This window comes from Burkholderia sp. F1 (genome assembly GCF_050813845.1).
Classification (GTDB): Bacteria; Pseudomonadota; Gammaproteobacteria; order Burkholderiales; family Burkholderiaceae; genus Burkholderia; species Burkholderia ubonensis.
On sequence record NZ_CP172422.1, the window covers coordinates 833,250 to 848,251 of the forward strand.

The 15,002-nt window shown below is 66.0% G+C and carries 14 protein-coding genes and 1 pseudogene; 6 read left to right on the forward strand and 9 right to left on the reverse strand.

The window, feature by feature from the left end:
- Window positions 1–867 precede the first annotated feature (867 nt).
- Window positions 868–1,728 (forward strand): annotated as a pseudogene (locus tag ACFIMZ_RS22805) (2OG-Fe(II) oxygenase); the annotation flags it as partial.
- Window positions 1,729–1,742: 14 nt separating this feature from the next.
- Entirely contained in the window at window positions 1,743–2,666 is a 924-nt protein-coding gene (locus tag ACFIMZ_RS22810; protein ID WP_431824572.1) for a DMT family transporter, read from the forward strand.
- Between the two features lie 30 nt (window positions 2,667–2,696).
- On the opposite strand, the gene ACFIMZ_RS22815 is transcribed toward ACFIMZ_RS22810, so the two are convergent.
- A complete protein-coding gene (locus ACFIMZ_RS22815) occupies window positions 2,697–3,170 on the reverse strand; it encodes a MarR family winged helix-turn-helix transcriptional regulator (RefSeq protein ID WP_431824573.1) in 474 nt (157 codons plus the stop codon).
- Window positions 3,171–3,266: 96 nt separating this feature from the next.
- Here ACFIMZ_RS22815 and ACFIMZ_RS22820 point away from each other — a divergent pair, with 96 nt between their 5' ends.
- Window positions 3,267–3,635, forward strand: a complete 369-nt coding sequence (locus ACFIMZ_RS22820) for an antibiotic biosynthesis monooxygenase family protein (protein WP_431824574.1) — start codon at window positions 3,267–3,269, stop codon at window positions 3,633–3,635.
- Window positions 3,636–3,639: 4 nt separating this feature from the next.
- Here ACFIMZ_RS22820 and ACFIMZ_RS22825 read toward each other — a convergent pair whose 3' ends face one another.
- From ACFIMZ_RS22825 to ACFIMZ_RS22855, 7 genes are all read right to left on the reverse strand, one after another.
- Window positions 3,640–4,272, reverse strand: a complete 633-nt coding sequence (locus tag ACFIMZ_RS22825) for a LysE family translocator (RefSeq protein ID WP_431824575.1) — start codon at window positions 4,270–4,272, stop codon at window positions 3,640–3,642.
- Window positions 4,273–4,374: 102 nt separating this feature from the next.
- The gene (locus ACFIMZ_RS22830) at window positions 4,375–5,292 is read right to left on the reverse strand and encodes a LysR family transcriptional regulator (RefSeq protein ID WP_431824576.1); all 918 of its coding nucleotides are present in this window, start codon (window positions 5,290–5,292) and stop codon (window positions 4,375–4,377) included.
- A 120-nt stretch (window positions 5,293–5,412) separates the two neighbouring features.
- A complete protein-coding gene (locus ACFIMZ_RS22835; protein ID WP_431824577.1) occupies window positions 5,413–6,618 on the reverse strand; it encodes an MFS transporter in 1,206 nt (401 codons plus the stop codon).
- Between the two features lie 285 nt (window positions 6,619–6,903).
- Window positions 6,904–7,506, reverse strand: coding sequence for a hypothetical protein (locus ACFIMZ_RS22840; RefSeq protein ID WP_431824578.1), 603 nt, complete (start codon window positions 7,504–7,506; stop codon window positions 6,904–6,906).
- 898 nt (window positions 7,507–8,404) lie between these two features.
- Window positions 8,405–8,899, reverse strand: a complete 495-nt coding sequence (locus ACFIMZ_RS22845) for an SRPBCC family protein (RefSeq protein ID WP_431824579.1) — start codon at window positions 8,897–8,899, stop codon at window positions 8,405–8,407.
- Between the two features lie 59 nt (window positions 8,900–8,958).
- Window positions 8,959–9,258, reverse strand: a complete 300-nt coding sequence (locus tag ACFIMZ_RS22850) for a 2Fe-2S iron-sulfur cluster-binding protein (protein WP_431824580.1) — start codon at window positions 9,256–9,258, stop codon at window positions 8,959–8,961.
- Between the two features lie 78 nt (window positions 9,259–9,336).
- Entirely contained in the window at window positions 9,337–11,241 is a 1,905-nt protein-coding gene (locus ACFIMZ_RS22855) for a sigma-54-dependent Fis family transcriptional regulator (protein WP_431824581.1), read from the reverse strand.
- Window positions 11,242–11,770: 529 nt separating this feature from the next.
- On the opposite strand from ACFIMZ_RS22855, the gene ACFIMZ_RS22860 reads away from it, so the two are divergent.
- The gene (locus ACFIMZ_RS22860; protein WP_042588930.1) at window positions 11,771–11,962 is read left to right on the forward strand and encodes a DUF2964 family protein; all 192 of its coding nucleotides are present in this window, start codon (window positions 11,771–11,773) and stop codon (window positions 11,960–11,962) included.
- Between the two features lie 232 nt (window positions 11,963–12,194).
- The gene (locus ACFIMZ_RS22865) at window positions 12,195–12,482 is read left to right on the forward strand and encodes a DUF1488 domain-containing protein (protein WP_017328705.1); all 288 of its coding nucleotides are present in this window, start codon (window positions 12,195–12,197) and stop codon (window positions 12,480–12,482) included.
- 186 nt (window positions 12,483–12,668) lie between these two features.
- Here ACFIMZ_RS22865 and ACFIMZ_RS22870 read toward each other — a convergent pair whose 3' ends face one another.
- The gene (locus ACFIMZ_RS22870; protein ID WP_431824582.1) at window positions 12,669–13,970 is read right to left on the reverse strand and encodes an NCS2 family permease; all 1,302 of its coding nucleotides are present in this window, start codon (window positions 13,968–13,970) and stop codon (window positions 12,669–12,671) included.
- Window positions 13,971–14,698: 728 nt separating this feature from the next.
- Here ACFIMZ_RS22870 and ACFIMZ_RS22875 point away from each other — a divergent pair.
- Complete coding sequence (locus tag ACFIMZ_RS22875) at window positions 14,699–14,977, forward strand: hypothetical protein (RefSeq protein ID WP_431824583.1); 279 nt, start codon at window positions 14,699–14,701, stop codon at window positions 14,975–14,977.
- The last annotated feature ends 25 nt before the right edge of the window (window positions 14,978–15,002 follow it).

A 15,002-nucleotide genomic window follows, 5' to 3' on the forward strand; every position in this document is an offset into this window, starting at 1 on the left:
CCTATCCTCGGGTCAACAGGCAGGCAAGTCAATCGAGAGCGATACGTGTCCGAGGAACGATTCATGTCGATCAGCGATTTTGTAGTGGATGCCTTGGTTCGGGATAAAAAGCTGCGGGCGGATCTGGTGTGGACCGTCGAGAATCACGAAAAGTATTCGACACTGACGCGTACCGACGATGAAACGGAAGCACGGCGAAAAGCGGCGAGCTACGAAATATTCTCGTTGATGCGCAATCTCAACGAGCTGGGCGTGCGAAGCCCGGATCTCTGCGCGGGCGAGGACGGCAAGGGTTCGTTGCGGGAAGCGATCGGTGCGCTGAGCGAGCGTCTCGCGCTGTTGTCGCGCGGCCATCATGTGCATTACATCGAACTCGATCCGGAACCGATCAAGACGACCGAGCTCGTGAAGGCGGTGAGCGGCAGCGGCCCCGACCATTTGCGCTACACGTCCGTCGACGTCAACGAGTCTTCGGAACACACGATGAGGAACGCGATCATGCCGTTCCTCAAGACGCCGGGATGCTTCAAGTACATCGCCGACGATTATCGAAACGTTCAGCGGGATCGTATCGATCTCGGCCAGGACGTGACGTTCATCACGATGCTGGGCTTCCAGGAGGGCAACGAATTGCCCGTGACGATCGGCAGGCTCATCCGCAATCTCTGCGGCAAGTCGACGTACGTCATTTCGGAGATGCAGCTGTTTGTCGAGGGCCGTGAAGAGCCTATCTACAACTTCTGCCAGAACGAGAACATGGTGCGCTTCTCCGAGCTGGTCAGCCGGCAGCAGGGCTTCGCGCCGCTCGGCGAGCATCACGTGTCGATCGTCAGGCTGAAACTGCTCGGCGAAGCGGAGGCGTCCGCGCGCTGGACGAGCGATCGCCTGCGCGACGACTACCAGATCAGGTATCGCCGAACGCTGGCCGATCTCGGCTACGGCGATTTGCCGATGCGCGGCACGCGTGCGCCGTCGCTCAACGCGGTATGCGCGCTTCGCGGGCTGTTCTCCGCCGACGCGGTCGGCGCGTTGCGCGAGATCGGCCGGGAACCGGAGCGCGGGGCTTCGGACAGCAACTGGATCATCTCGAGACGGATTCGCGCGGTGACGAGCCGCTCGCGGTTCGTCGACGACATGATGAACGATCGCCGGTTCCTGCTGACGCTGTCGCGCCTCGCCGGCGCGCCGCTGATTCCGTATCCGATGACCAATGCCCGCTCGCAGTTCAACTACTACTATCCGGCAGCGCAGCGCGACGACAACGCGCAGGTGGGCATGTGGCACACGGACGGCACCAGCTTCGTGCTGAACGTCGTGCTGTCGGATCGCTCCGAATACGACGGCGGCGACTTTCTCTTCCACGAATCGACGGCGCAGACGTTCGACCGGCATGACGCGGCGCGCCCGCACGTCAGGACAGCGAATCTGGACAAGGCGGGCGACGCGCTGCTCATTTATGGCAGCAAGCTGTTCCACGGCGTCGAGCCGGTCGTTGCGGGGCGTCGCATGTCGCTGGTGCTGTCGTTTCACTGTCCGTACACGCGCGAAGACGACAACGGATTCTGGCATCTCGCCTCCGATGACGGCATTGCCCGGACGGTCGTGAACTGGCTGGCGCTGCAGCGCGACCTCAAGCGCGCTGCCGAACAGCAGTACTGGCGGCTGGGCCTCGAACCGATCCGGTTCGAGGATCTGCAAGACGGGCGCAAGTTCGCCGCAACCGCCTGAGCGCCGCCATTCCCATGCCGCTATTCCTGATCCAGTTCGTCTTCGTGCTGTCGTGGAGCTCCGGCTTCATCGGCGCAAAAATCGGCGCCGAGACGGCCGGCGCGTTCAACCTGCTGTTCTGGCGCTTCCTGCTCGTCACGCTCTGCCTGGCGATCGTCCTCAACAAGCAGCTCGGGCGCCTGACACTCGAGAAGATCCGCTATCACGCGGTGATCGGCTTCCTGTCGCAGTTCCTGTATCTCGCCTGCGTCTATGTGGCCATCCAGCATGGCCTGCCGCCGGGCATCGCGGCGATCGTCGCCGCATTGCAACCGCTCATCACCGCGGCGATGACGACGTTCGAAGGCAGCGAGCGAAACGGCGTGCGCGAATGGACCGGCCTGCTCGTCGGCTTCATTGGCGTCGGCATCGTGATCGGCGGGCAATACGCGCTGTCGACCGCGTCCGTCGGCATCGTCATGTACGTGCTGCCGCTCGTGTCCGCACTGGGCCTGTCGGTGGCGACGATCTATCAGCGGCGGCGCGCGCTGGCGGCCGTCAGCAGCAACGAGGATGGCCTGTTCCTGCCGCTGTTCGTGCAGGGCTGCGTCAGCCTCGTCCTGTTTGCGTTGTGCGGGCTCGTCACGCACGATCTGCACGTGCCCACGCAGCCGAATGTGTGGCTGTCCGTCGTGTGGCTGACGGTGTTCTCGACCTTCATCGCCTATTTGTCGCTGTGGGCGTTGCTCAAGCGCATGCCGGCGACACGCGTGGCCGTCCTCGTTTATCTGGAGCCGCCCGTCACGCTGACCTGGGCCGCGCTGATGTTCGGCGACAGGATCCAGGGCACGACCTATCTCGGCATCGTCGTCGTCGCGCTCGGCGTGTGGCTGGCCAGCAAGCACGGCGAGAGAGGCGCCCGGTCGCAGTGCGCGGATATGGAGGCGGCCGGGCGCTGACGCGCAATGCGCCGCCATGCCGCCATGCCGCTATGCTGATTCGCCGCCGTCGGCCTCGTCCAGGTTCCTGCGCAGTCCGGCGATGACGCGCCGCGTCGCCTCGAGATCGTCCACCGACAACCCGTCCGACAGACGGTTCACCCATGCGGCCTGCAGGCCCATCGCCGCGTCGAACGCCTGCTTGCCGCTGTCGGTCGGCACGACGAGCTGCGCGCGCCGATGGTGCGGGTTCACTTCGAAGCGCACCAGTCCTTCCGCTTCCAGATCGTTGACGATGCGCTGCACATTCTGACGGTTCGCGCCGAGATCGCGCGCGATCCATGCGACCGGCTGCGGCTGCCCGGCGCCGGCGATCGCGCCGAGAATCTGCCAGCGCGCGCTCGTCAGCCCGAGCCCGGCGACCAGCCGGTCGCCGGACGCCAGCATCCGGCTGTTGAGCCGGAAGAAATCGAGAATGAAATCGGTCAGGATCTCGCCCGCCGGCGTGCGTTTCGTCTTTCTCATCTGTCACTATCAATGCAAATTGACATCATGGTGTCAATGAACTATACCTGTGCCATGTCGAATTGACATCATGCAACCAAATTAATGGAGCCGATCATGCCACAGTTTCGTCCGCTCGATCCCGCGTTTCCGATCGACCGCCAGCTTGCCGAGGAGGTCGCGCCGGTCGTCCTCGTGAACGTCTTCACGCTGGAACCGGCGGATGAACAGGCGTTCCTGCAGGTCTGGCAGGACGATGCCGCGTTCATGAAGCGGCAGCCGGGTTTCATCTCGACGCAGCTGCATCGCGCGGTCGGCGAGCGTCCGACGTATCTGAACTATGCGGTGTGGGAATCCACCGCGCACTTCCGCGCGGCGTTCACGGATCCGGCGTTCCGGGCGAAGCTGTCCGAGTATCCGGCGTCGGCGGTCGCGTCGCCGCACCTGTTCCGGAAGGTGGCGGTGGAGGGGATTTGCGTCGCGTGAGCGCTCAGGCCTGCCGGGCCGCGAGCAGCCGGATTCCCAGCCCGACGAACAGCAGGCCGCTCGCGCGCTTGAGCGCGCGCACCCAGCGGGTCATGCCGAAGCAGCGATGAAACTTGCGCACGCCCGCCGAATAGATGCTGTGGACGAGCACCACCATGCACGCGATCGTCAGGTACATCACGACGAATTGCATCGGTAGCGGGCGGTCGTGCGCAATGAACTGCGGCATGAACGCGGACAGGAAGACGAGCGTCTTGGGATTGCTGGCCGACACGAGCAGCGCTTCCCGGAACAGCTTCTTCCGGTCCGGCATCTCGTGCGGCTGCATGCTGTTCCGAGCATCGGCCGCGGTTCGCGGGCCGCGCAGTTGCCGGATGCCCAGCACCATCAGGTACAGCGCGCCGACGATCTTCATCGCGACGAACAACGGCGGCATCGCGGCGAGCACCGCGCCGACGCCCTGCGCGACGAGCACGACCACGAACAGTTGCGCAAGCAGATTGCCGGCGATGGTCGCGGCCGTGCCGTGGCTGCCATGCCGCACGGTATTCCGGACGACGAGGAGCACGTTGGGCCCCGGCGACAGCGTGGTGACGAAATAGGCTGCCGCAAAGAGCATCCAGGTCTGAACGGACATGCGTCGCTCCGTGAAGTCGATATCGCGTGTGTAGATGCAGGGATGATGCCACGCGGGCGCCAAAGCTGCGCCGGGCTGCCCCGCATCGCGGCGATGCGCGCTTCAGTCTTCCGCGCAGACGGCGCGCAACGCGCGATCGAGGAACTCCAGCGTCGCGCCCACCTTCGGCAAGCGTTCCCGGTGACGCGCCCAGATCAGGTTGACGGGCAATCCCGCCGTCGCGCATGCGGGCAGCACGTCGACCAGCTCGCCGCTGCGCAGCGCGTCGCGGATCATCCAGGTCGCCAGCTGCGCGACCCCGTAGCCGGCCTTCACCGCCTGAACCTGCGCTTCGCCGCTGCCGACGACGATCCGGCCGTTCATCGTTCGGCGTTCGACCTGTCCGTTCGGCCGGGCCATGACCCACGGACTCACGCTGCCGTCCGCGCGGCCGTAGGTCACGCAATCGTGGCGCTCGAGATCCGCCACCTCGCGAATCGCCGGGCGCTGCTGCAGATAGCGCGGCGCCGCACAGAAGATCACGCGCTCCCGGCCGATGGTCCGATGCGCGAGCAGGTTGGAAAGCAGCTCGACGCTGCCGATCCGCACCGCGACGTCGATGCCTTCCTCGACCGGATCGACGAAGCGGTCGGTGAACGACGCGTGCAGCTTCAGGCGCGGATGACGCTCGGCGAAATCGAGCAGCAGCGGCAGCACGTGCAGGTGGCCGAATGTCACCGGCACGTCGACGCGCAGGCGGCCGGCCGGTTCGACGTGCTCGGCGGCGAGGTCGATTTCGGCCGCTTCGAGGTCCGTCAGGATGCGGGTGCAGGTGCGATGGAACGCCTCGCCCGCGCTGGTGAGCGCGAGGCGGCGCGTCGTGCGCTCGAAGAGCCGCGCGCCGAGCCGCGCTTCCAGCCGCGCGATGGTCTTGCTGACCGCCGAGGTCGTGAGATGGAGCCGTTCCGCCGCGGCCGTGAAGCTCCCGGCTTCGGCAATGGCGACGAAGACTTCGATACCTTTCAGGCGTTCTGTCGACATCAGCGAGGACGATAGGGTGAACGAGGGCTCAATTCTCCATGCAATTCCCATTGCGTTGTGAAAATGCCGTTTGACTGTGGTCAGGGCCGGGTGGAAGGCGGCGTTGTCGTGCCGCTCGCGCTATTGCCCTGCGACGCCCCGCGCGCCGAGACCGGCGTCGATGCGCGCCGGCCGGCGGCGGCCGATGGCGAGCGCGATCAACGCGGCGAGCAGCGCGATCGCCGCGGCGACGTAGCCGATGTTGGCGAGCGCGCTGCGCTCGATCGTGTAGCCGCCGACGATCGCGCCGACGCCGATGCCCGCGTTGGCGGCGGACACGTTCAGCGTGCCGGCCAGCGCTTGCGCATGCGACGCGGCTTTCATCACGCGCACCTGGCAGACCGGGTAGAGCGCCGTATAGGCGATGCCCCAGACGGCCAGCGCCGCGCCGAGCCAGCGCGTCGAAGACGCGAGCGGCACGCTCGCCGCCATGCCGATCCCCAGCAGCAGCACGAAGGCGGCGGTCGCGCCGGCCGGATGGCGGTCGACGTAGCGTCCGCCGAGCCAGTTGCCCGCGAGTCCGACCGCGCCGAAACCCATCAGCCACCAGCCGACCTGCGCGGGCGGCACGTGCGCGACGCGTTCGAGCAGATCGGCGAGATAGGTGTAGGCCGTGAACATCGCGGTGAACACGACGACCGACAGCGCGACGTTTGCAATGACGCGGCGGTCGCCGAGGATGCTCAGCTGCGCGGCGATGCGCTGGCTTTCCGGCCGCGGGCGGGCGGGCATGAAGGCGGCGAGGGACAGGGTCATCAAGAGCGACAGCATCGCGAGCCCAGCGAACGCGCCGCGCCAGCCGATCGCGTCGGCCGCGACGGTGCCGAGCGGGATGCCGAACAGCGTGGCCGCGGCGATCCCGAGATAGACCTGCGAGACCGCGCGGCCGGCCTGCCCGGGGGCGGCCAGCTGGCTCGCGGTTTCGCTCGCGGTGCCCCAGAACACGGGAAGCAGCAGCGCGGGGATGAAACGGGCGAGCGCGAGCACCCACGGATTCGGCGCCAGCGCCGCCAGCGTGTTGGCGGCGGCGAAGACGAACATGATCGCGACGAACAGCCGCTTGCGCTCGATGTGGGACAAGGCCGCGGTCAGAAACGGGCCGAACAGCATCACCGTGAACGCGAACAGCGTGACGAGCTGGCCGGCGGTTGAAATCGAAATGCGGAAGTCGCGCGCGAGCGCGGGAAGCAAGCCGACGATCAGGAATTCGGTGGTGACGATGACGAACGCGGAAATCGCCAGCAGCGCGATGGACAGGGTGCGGGGCGGAGCATCGAGGTCGGGCATGGGATACGGGCTCGTGAGGCGGGAGGGCCTCACAGCGTATTCACTGTCCGGCGTCTTATCTTGGGTGAATATTCATCGCAGTGTTGACGACGGGGAAACAATCGAATACGCGTAGTCGCCGTTGGGTTGCGACCGTGATCGTCGCGGCATCGATGTCGAACGACCGGAGTGGGTTGTGGATTCAACCGGTCGATGCAACACCCTTGAGGCTGCATGGCAGCGCGGATGGTGCGGCAACGGGATGCGCACTGCGGCGAGCAGTGCGCATCCTTCGGGTGTCGGCGATCAATAGGCCGCGGCCTTTTCGGCATTGTGACGTTCAACGGGCTTCCTGGATTTCGCCAGCGCCGTGATAAACAACATGGCGGCGATTCCGCCGGCAATCAGTGCCGGGTAGGCTGCGAGGATCTGGAACAACGAATACTTCCAGCTCAAAGGACGCCCGACGCCCAGCATTGCCGCATAGAACCACGAGACTGCGGAAACCACGCCCAGGAAAATGGCAACCATGCGCCGCTCAAAGGAAAGCTTCAGCAGGGATCCCGCTTTCTGCAATGCCGGGAGGACCATGGAGTGCAAAGCGATACCGTTGAAGGTCAGCAACGCGACGATGCCGATCTTGGCCTGCAGCTTGGGGTTGTGCAGATACGTGAGCCCCTGGGTCCGCATATCGAACGCAATGATCGCAATGCCGGTGACCCAAAGCACCATCAGCGCCAACGTGATGGTGCGCTGCAGGCTGGGCAGGTGGACCTGGGCAGGCTCGGCGGGCGCGTCAGAATCCAGGAGCCGCCTGACCATCGCAATGTCACTGGTCAGCACGAGACCAATCGAGACACAGCAGGCTATGAGATGAACAAAGACGATTCCCATTCGTACGAATTCCATTTTCTGTCCTCTTTCCTTTCGCGCGTTGCGCAAAGTTAATCTATACCGATCGAAAATCGGCTTGAGTCTCCTCAATGCATTGGTAGGAGTACGATGCAAATATCGTGATTCGACCATATCCGCCTGTCGCGCCGGCTTCAGTCCGGCATGACAGGAACAACTCGGCGAGCCCGCAACGGCGCGCCGGGTCCTATCGGGCTGAATGTAGTCGAATCGATACTCAGTGCGAGTTCGACCGCTTGACCAAGTCCGCACGGCCTGCAGACTTGCAGTGTCGGATGGCTGGCCATCCAGGTATCCGGCATGTGGTGATATGTAGAATGAAACATCGCCCAACTGCCGGATGTCGCCGGACGACGTGCAAAATTTACGGCAGGTGGCGGCAACGAATCAACCCGACTTGTTACGAAATGCAAAGATGGTTACGAGCGAGAAATGAGGGCAGCCAAGGGTCCGACCCGGGCGTGGTTCCCGCGATAAGGAGTGCGGTGTAATGTCGCCATTTCGACGGCGGCGCAGATCGACGAGTCGCGTCAATTTACATTTTCACGAGAAATATTGAAGGGGTCGCAGGCAACAATGCACGCTGCGAGATTTTCATGTGTGGAATGGAGAAATTCGGCCGCGCGTTTTCCGATGGAACGCGGGATTTATCAGCTTTAAATGATGAAAGGCGCGATCCAGTCCGGGGATGCGTCCGTGAGTCTTTCGATTTGCCACGGGCGCACGTGGCCGTCGGTGTGCCGGGTGAGGGCGCAAGCGTAAATCATGGCCTGAATGCCGCTCAGGTCGGCAAGCAGCGCTTCGCTTTCTTCGTAACGAATGACGAATCGTATTCGCCGTCTACGGGATCGATATTTCGATGTCGGCGGCGTGAGGCCACGCCGCCGTCCGAACTTCACGCGTGCTTCGCCAGATATTTCTCGATCAGCACCATCTGCGCAGTCCACCCCTGGTCGTTCATTTCATACGCCTTCGCGCGGCGCTCGGCGAACAGCTGGTCGAACCCGGCTTCGGTAATCGTCAGCAGCGTGCCGTCCGGCCTGGCGTCGAGCGCGAACGTGATCAGCGTCATCGGCTCGCTCGAATAATCGATGCTCGGATTGATCGCGAACGGATGCCAGCGGAACGAGAACAGGTGCTTCGGCTCGACGCGATCGACGACGATCTCGAATACCGTGCCGGCATACGGCTCCTGCGCCTTCGCGACGTCCGCGTCGACGGTCGTCGGCGTGATCCGTCCAAACAGCCGCTGCCCGGCGACGAACGGCCCGTCGAAGGTCACGCCGAACCAGATGCCGAACTCGCCGGCGTTGCTGACGGCTTCCCATACGCGTTCCAGCGGCGCGGACAACACGGCCTGCTTTTCGATGCAATCGGTTTGCTGGGTCATGACGCTCTCCAAGGGTGTGTTAAGCGTTGCCGTTGCGGACGGATCGCGCGCCGCGCGCGTTACAGCATGACCGCGTCCGGCACGTCGATCACGACGTCCGACGTCGCGACCGCGACGCACGGCAGCGTGTAGCCGCCGGCCTTCTCCTCGCGGCTCAGCCCGGGCCATTCGATCGTATAGCACACGCTGCCGCTGACAATCTTGCACAGACACGTCCGGCATGTCCCGTTGCGGCACGAGCGGGGCAGCGACACGTTGGCGAACGCGGCCGCTTCGAGCAGCGTCAGCGAGTCGGGCGCGTCGAAGCTCACGCCAAGCGGTTCGACGCGGACGAGGGGAGGGCGTTCGGAATCGGTCATGTCGGAAGAAAACGGCGGATCGCAACGGCAAGCCGCCAAGCATACCCGATGCCGTCCATGCGTCCGCCGCGTTCGTCGTCAGTGCCGGCGCAGATGCCGGTACACGGTATTGCGCGCGAGCCCGAGCTCGCGCGCGGTCGCCGACACGTTGCCGCGGTGTCGCGCGAGCACCGCGTCGATCACCGCCGTCTGGTGGTCTTGCAGCGTCGCCGCGTGGCGCAGCGGTTTCGCCGGCGTTTCCGGTGCCTCCCGTGCGTCCGGCGCCGCGTCGCAATCGAGCCAGAAGTCGTCCGGCAAATGCGCGAGCGCGATTTCCGTTTCGTCGTCGGCGAGCATGCCCGCGGTGCGCAGCACGTTGGTCATCTGCCGCAGGTTGCCCGGCCAGCGATGGCGCGAGAACGCGTCGAGCACGTCGGGGGCGATCCGGCACGGCATCGGCTCGCTGCGCGCGAGCCGCGCGAGAATCCGCTCGACGAGCGCAGGCAGGTCGGTGCGCGTCGCGAGCGGCGGCAGCGTCACCGCGAGCCCGTTGATCCGGTAGAACAGGTCCTCGCGGAACGTGCCGTCGGCGATCATCGCGCGCAGGTCGCGGTGCGTCGCGCACACCACCCGCACGTCGACCGGCACCGCGCGCGCGCCGCCGAGCGGCATGACCGCGCGTTCCTGCAGCACGCGCATCAGCCGCACCTGCTGCGCAAGCGGCATGTCGCCGATTTCGTCGAGGAACAGCGTGCCGCCGTCGGCCTGGGCGATCTTGCCGGGGCTGCCGCGCTTGCGCGCGCCGGTGAACGCGCCGTCCTCGTAGCCGAACAGCTCGGCCTCGATCAGCGAATCGGGCAGCGCCGCGCAGTTCACCGCGACGAACGGGCCGTCCGCACGCGGCGACGCATGGTGCAGCGCGCGGGCGAGCCATTCCTTGCCGGTGCCGGTCTGGCCGAGGATCAGGAGCGGCAGGTCGCGCCCGCGGATCTTCGCGACCCGTTCGAGCACCGCGGCCATGCGCGCGTCGCCGGTGTCGAGCGTCGCGAACGTGATCGCGTCGGGATCGGTCGCGGGGGCGCGCGCGACGGCCGGCGCGACCGGCGTGACGGCGATGGCCGTTTTCTGCGCGTCGGCGAATTCGCAGCGCGCGAGCACGCGCACGCCGCTCGACAGCGTCAGCCGGAACGTCGCCCCCGGCGCGCGGGCGGCCTGCTGCGCGAGCAGGCCGAACGACATGCCGAACAGCGCATCGCAACCCTGGTGCTGCAGCGCGTCGAGCGGTGCGCCGAGCTGGAATTGCGCGCTGCGGTTCGCGGCGATCAGCCCGCCGTCGGGCCCGAGCGCGACCAGCCCGGCGAACAGCGAGTCGACGCATTCCTCATGCGCGTGAAAGCGCACGCGCAGCGCCTCCGCGCACTGGTTCGCAAACAGCTGGTTCTCGATCAGCTGCGCGGACATGCGCACGAGCGCCAGCGTGTGCGAGCTGAAGCCGCGCGGGTCGCCGCTCACGTCGAGCGCGCCGAGCGTGCGCCCGAACGGATCGACGATCGGTGCGCACGAGCAGGTGAGGATACGGTTCGCACGCAGGAAATGTTCGGCGCCGTGCACCGCGAGCGCCTGGCCCGACGCGAGCGCAGTGCCGATCGCATTGGTGCCGCGCACGCCTTCGGCCCACGAAACGCCCGGGCACAGCGCGACGCGGTTGGCTTTCTCGATGAAGTCCGCGTCGCCGATGCTGTGCAGGATCACGCCGTCCGGGTCGGTCAGCAGCACGAGGCTTTGCGTGTCGGCGATCTGCGCGTGCAGGTTTTCCATCACCGGGCGCGCGTGCGTGTAGAGCGAGTGATGGGTCGAGACCAGTTCGCGCAGCGCGACGCGCGACAGCGGCGAGAAGTCGGGCAGGTCGCTCGTGCGCAGGCCGACCGCGGTCGAGCGGGTGTGCGCTTGCGCAAGCAGGTCGATGCGGCCCGTGGTGGCGGGCAGCACGGAAGATTGGGGCATGACGTGTCTCCTGTCGACCCGAGTTGGCGCTTCAGCGCCTACTCGGGTCCCATGCTTCGCGGTCGACCCGAGTTGGCGCTTCAGCGCCTACTCGGGTCCCATGCTTCGCGGTCGACCCGGGTTGGCGCTTCAGCACTTGCCCGGGTCCCATGCTTCGCGGTCGACCCGGGTTGGCGCTTCAGCACTTGCCCGGGTCCCATGCTTCGCGGTCGACCCGGGTTGGCGCTTTAGCACTTGCCCGGGTCCCATGCTTCGCGGTCGACCGGAGTTGACGCTTCAGCGCTCGCTCCGATCGCATGCTGATCTGCAGCCGCCGGCGGGGTGCGTTCCCCGCTCGCGCGACGTCCGGCGCAAGGCCGGCAGCGCTGGAACGCTCCATCATACAAGCGCCGCGCGAGATGCGCGACCGCGGGCAAATTCTGCTTGCTTCCAGGCGGACGCATGCAATGATGAAATTGGATCACGCCGCGCTTTGTTCCGCATTGCAGCATGCATGCGCCGCGACATGCATCCGTTCGGGAGACGCATCATGGTTCGGACGGAACTGAGGGTCATCCTGGCGGCCATCGCCACCTTCGTGATGCTGGGCGGCATTGGCGTGGCGATCCACGGCCTGCTCTTCGATATCCAGGACGCGCTGCTCTACGGCGCGGCGGCAATCGGGCTGGGCGTCGCGACGACCGCGGTCGCGCTCAACGTGTGGCCGAAAGATCCCCACTGACGCCGGGCCGGATTCGGCTCGCCTGGCCTGACGAAAACCGCGGCGGAACGCCGCGCGCGCAAAATTTGCCTCCTGCGCGAAACCGTCTAAAGTGAATGCAACCGGCATGCATTGTCCGCGCCAAACTCCGCGGGCCGTATCGCTGCCGGCCAGCCCGCGAACATTTCGTCCGGCCGGTAGCGGACGACGTACGCGGTCATTCATTTTCTACCGGACGGTCGAGGCGGCTCCCATGCAGATCCATTTTCCGAACGAGGCGCCCGAGTATTCGGGGCGCGAACTGATGCTTGCGTTTCCGGCGTTGGTCAATGGCGAGCGCGTCCAATGCCACATCACTGCGGAGGCGCTGGAAGACCACTTCGGCGCGGCATCCCCGCGTTTCGAAGACATGGTCGGCGCGTTCGACATGCACCGCGACCGCATCGAGGCTGCGGCCCGGCGCCTGCTGTCGGAAACGCGCGCGCAATGCGTGACGCTGCGCAGCGGCTACGTGCGCTTCTACGAGGCGAACTGGCGCTGAACGTCGAGCGCGTGTCGAGCGGGCGCCGCTGAGCGCAGCGGGCCCGGCCGTCGTCGAGTCCGCGCGCGCCGCCCAGGCGCGCCGGCGGTTTGCCGTCGACGTCTCGCCGCCACCCGATGCCCGCGCACCAATGAAAACGCCACCCGGCAGGTGGCGTTTTTCGTTATGCGGCGGGTTGCGCGACGCTCATTCGCTGCCGAGATAGAAGAAGCGGAACAGGAACACGGCGGCGATGATCCACACGATCGGCTTGACCTGCCGCACCTGGCCCGTCAGCAGCTTGAGGCCGCCGTACGCGATGAAGCCGAACGCGACGCCGTTCGCGATCGAGTACGTGAACGGCATCAGCAGCGCGGTCAGCGCGGCCGGCACGGCCTCGGTCGCGTCGTCCCACGGCACGTCGACCATGTCGCGCAGCATCAGGCACGACACGTACAGCAGCGCGGGCGCGGTCGCATAGCCCGGCACGACGCCCGCGAGCGGCGCGATGAACAGGCACGCGAGGAACAGCACCGCGACGGTGATCGCGGTCACGCCGGTGCGCCCGCCGGCCTGCACGCCGGATGCGCTCTCGATGTACGCGGTGGTCGACGACGTGCCGAGCACCGAGCCCGCGACGATCGCGGTGCTGTCCGCGAGCAGCGCCTTGTTGAGCCGGTCCATCTTGCCGTGGACCAGCAGGCCCGCGCGGTTCGCGACGCCCATCAGCGTGCCGGTCGCATCGAACAGCTCGACGAGGAAGAACACCAGGATCACGTTGATCACGCCGGTCGACAGCGCCGCGCGGATGTCGAGCTTGAACAGCGTGGCGTCGATCGACGGCGGCGCGGAGAACACGCCGTGGAATTCGTTGCCGCCGAAGAAGAACGACAGGATCGTGACGCCGATGATGCCGATCAGGATCGCGCCGCGCACGCGCAGGTGGTCGAGCGTGACGATCGTGAAGAAGCCGATGATCGACAGGATCGTGGTCGGCTTGTGCAGGTCGCCGAGCGTGACGAGCGTGGCCGGGCTGCCGACGATCACGCCCGAGGTCTTCAGCGAGATGATGCCGAGGAACAGGCCGATGCCGGCGGTGATCGAGATGCGCAGCGATTTTGGGATGCCGTTGACGATCGCTTCGCGCACGCGGAACAGCGTGACGAGCAGGAACAGGCAGCCGGAGACGAACACCGCGCCGAGCGCGGCCTGCCACGTGAAGCCCATGCCCTTGACGACCGTGTACGCGAAGTACGCGTTGAGGCCCATGCCGGGCGCGCACGCGATCGGATAGTTCGCGTACAGCCCCATGATGATCGACGCGAGCGCCGCGACGAGGCAGGTCGCGACGAACACGGATTCCTTCGGCATGCCGGCGTCACCGAGAATCGCGGGGTTGACGAAGATGATGTAAGCCATCGTCAGGAACGTGGTGACGCCCGCGAGTATTTCGGTGCGGAAGTCGGTGCCGGCTTCAGCGAAGCCGAAATACCGCTTGATGGATTCCATGTAGGCGTTTCTCCGGTCGGTTTGTCGTGTTGCTTGTTACGTTGATTTGTTGTAGCTGCGCAGCCAGCCGGGTGCGGCCGGCGTACTGTAACCAGCCACTATTGCGTGACTATCGGCGGATTGTAATAGCCGGGATAGGTCGGACGATATAGTTGCGGGGCACGATCGGCGGGCCGGCCGAGCACGGTCGTGTCGGCGGCCGGCTGCGGGAAGGCGCGCATTTTACCGGTTCGGACGGGGAACGGCGGCAAAACGGGACGAAACGGGACGGAGCGTGGTGGAAGGCGCGCGGATGCGCATGCAGCCGCGGCGCCGACATGCGGATGAAACCGAGCGTGCGCATGCTGCACGCGAACTGTGCATGCGCGGCATCGCGTGCACGTGTGGCAGGGCGAATGCACGGGTGAACCGATTCGTCAGTCCAGCGCCGCGCGGGGATCGAGCTATCCTGCGCCGAAGCCGTCCCGTGCGCAACTGTCGTCGCGCGCGGCGACGCGGACTGTGGTTTCTGTGTAAAAGAGTGCAAGACCCCATCGCGTTAACCGGCAACAGTTTCTAGGATAGATACACCGCGCACACGCGCCGGGCCGATCGCCGCCAATACGGGGGAGTCGGCGGCCCGTGCAGCGCCAGGCGATGAAGTGCGGCGGCGGCCGTTGCGCGCGCGGGCGGCGCGCGGCCGATTGCGATTGCCCGATGCGGGTTCGTCCGTTATCACGGAGGTCAGCATGTTGAACTGGATCAGCCGTTGGGCGTTGCGGCACGCCCCCACGCCGGAAAAAACCGCTGCGTCGATGCTCGTCACGGCACGCATGGAACTGTTCACGGCCGAGCAGCGCGTCATCGATGCGAAATTACAAGCGGATTACTGGCGTACGCGCGTGTCCTTTCTCGAGGAGGTGCAGAGGCAGGGCATCGAACCTTGGGTGAGCGCGCAGCCGACGCAACGGCCTGAAATCGAGTCCAGTTCGCGCGGCACGGGCCCGCGTCTCGCCGCCAGCACCTGATGGTCGCGCGCGGCGCGCGATCGCT

Coding starts and splice junctions, on each gene's coding strand:
- ACFIMZ_RS22830 (WP_431824576.1), bottom strand. CDS start 5,292: ATGTCGACAGAACGCCTGAAAGGTATCGAAGTCTTCGTCGCCATTGCC.
- ACFIMZ_RS22850 (WP_431824580.1), bottom strand. CDS start 9,258: ATGACCGATTCCGAACGCCCTCCCCTCGTCCGCGTCGAACCGCTTGGC.
- ACFIMZ_RS22840 (WP_431824578.1), bottom strand. CDS start 7,506: ATGGAATTCGTACGAATGGGAATCGTCTTTGTTCATCTCATAGCCTGC.
- ACFIMZ_RS22865 (WP_017328705.1), top strand. CDS start 12,195: ATGCAGATCCATTTTCCGAACGAGGCGCCCGAGTATTCGGGGCGCGAA.
- ACFIMZ_RS22835 (WP_431824577.1), bottom strand. CDS start 6,618: ATGCCCGACCTCGATGCTCCGCCCCGCACCCTGTCCATCGCGCTGCTG.
- ACFIMZ_RS22845 (WP_431824579.1), bottom strand. CDS start 8,899: ATGACCCAGCAAACCGATTGCATCGAAAAGCAGGCCGTGTTGTCCGCG.
- ACFIMZ_RS22870 (WP_431824582.1), bottom strand. CDS start 13,970: ATGGAATCCATCAAGCGGTATTTCGGCTTCGCTGAAGCCGGCACCGAC.
- ACFIMZ_RS22825 (WP_431824575.1), bottom strand. CDS start 4,272: ATGTCCGTTCAGACCTGGATGCTCTTTGCGGCAGCCTATTTCGTCACC.
- ACFIMZ_RS22855 (WP_431824581.1), bottom strand. CDS start 11,241: ATGCCCCAATCTTCCGTGCTGCCCGCCACCACGGGCCGCATCGACCTG.
- ACFIMZ_RS22810 (WP_431824572.1), top strand. CDS start 1,743: ATGCCGCTATTCCTGATCCAGTTCGTCTTCGTGCTGTCGTGGAGCTCC.
- ACFIMZ_RS22860 (WP_042588930.1), top strand. CDS start 11,771: ATGGTTCGGACGGAACTGAGGGTCATCCTGGCGGCCATCGCCACCTTC.
- ACFIMZ_RS22875 (WP_431824583.1), top strand. CDS start 14,699: ATGTTGAACTGGATCAGCCGTTGGGCGTTGCGGCACGCCCCCACGCCG.
- ACFIMZ_RS22820 (WP_431824574.1), top strand. CDS start 3,267: ATGCCACAGTTTCGTCCGCTCGATCCCGCGTTTCCGATCGACCGCCAG.
- ACFIMZ_RS22815 (WP_431824573.1), bottom strand. CDS start 3,170: ATGAGAAAGACGAAACGCACGCCGGCGGGCGAGATCCTGACCGATTTC.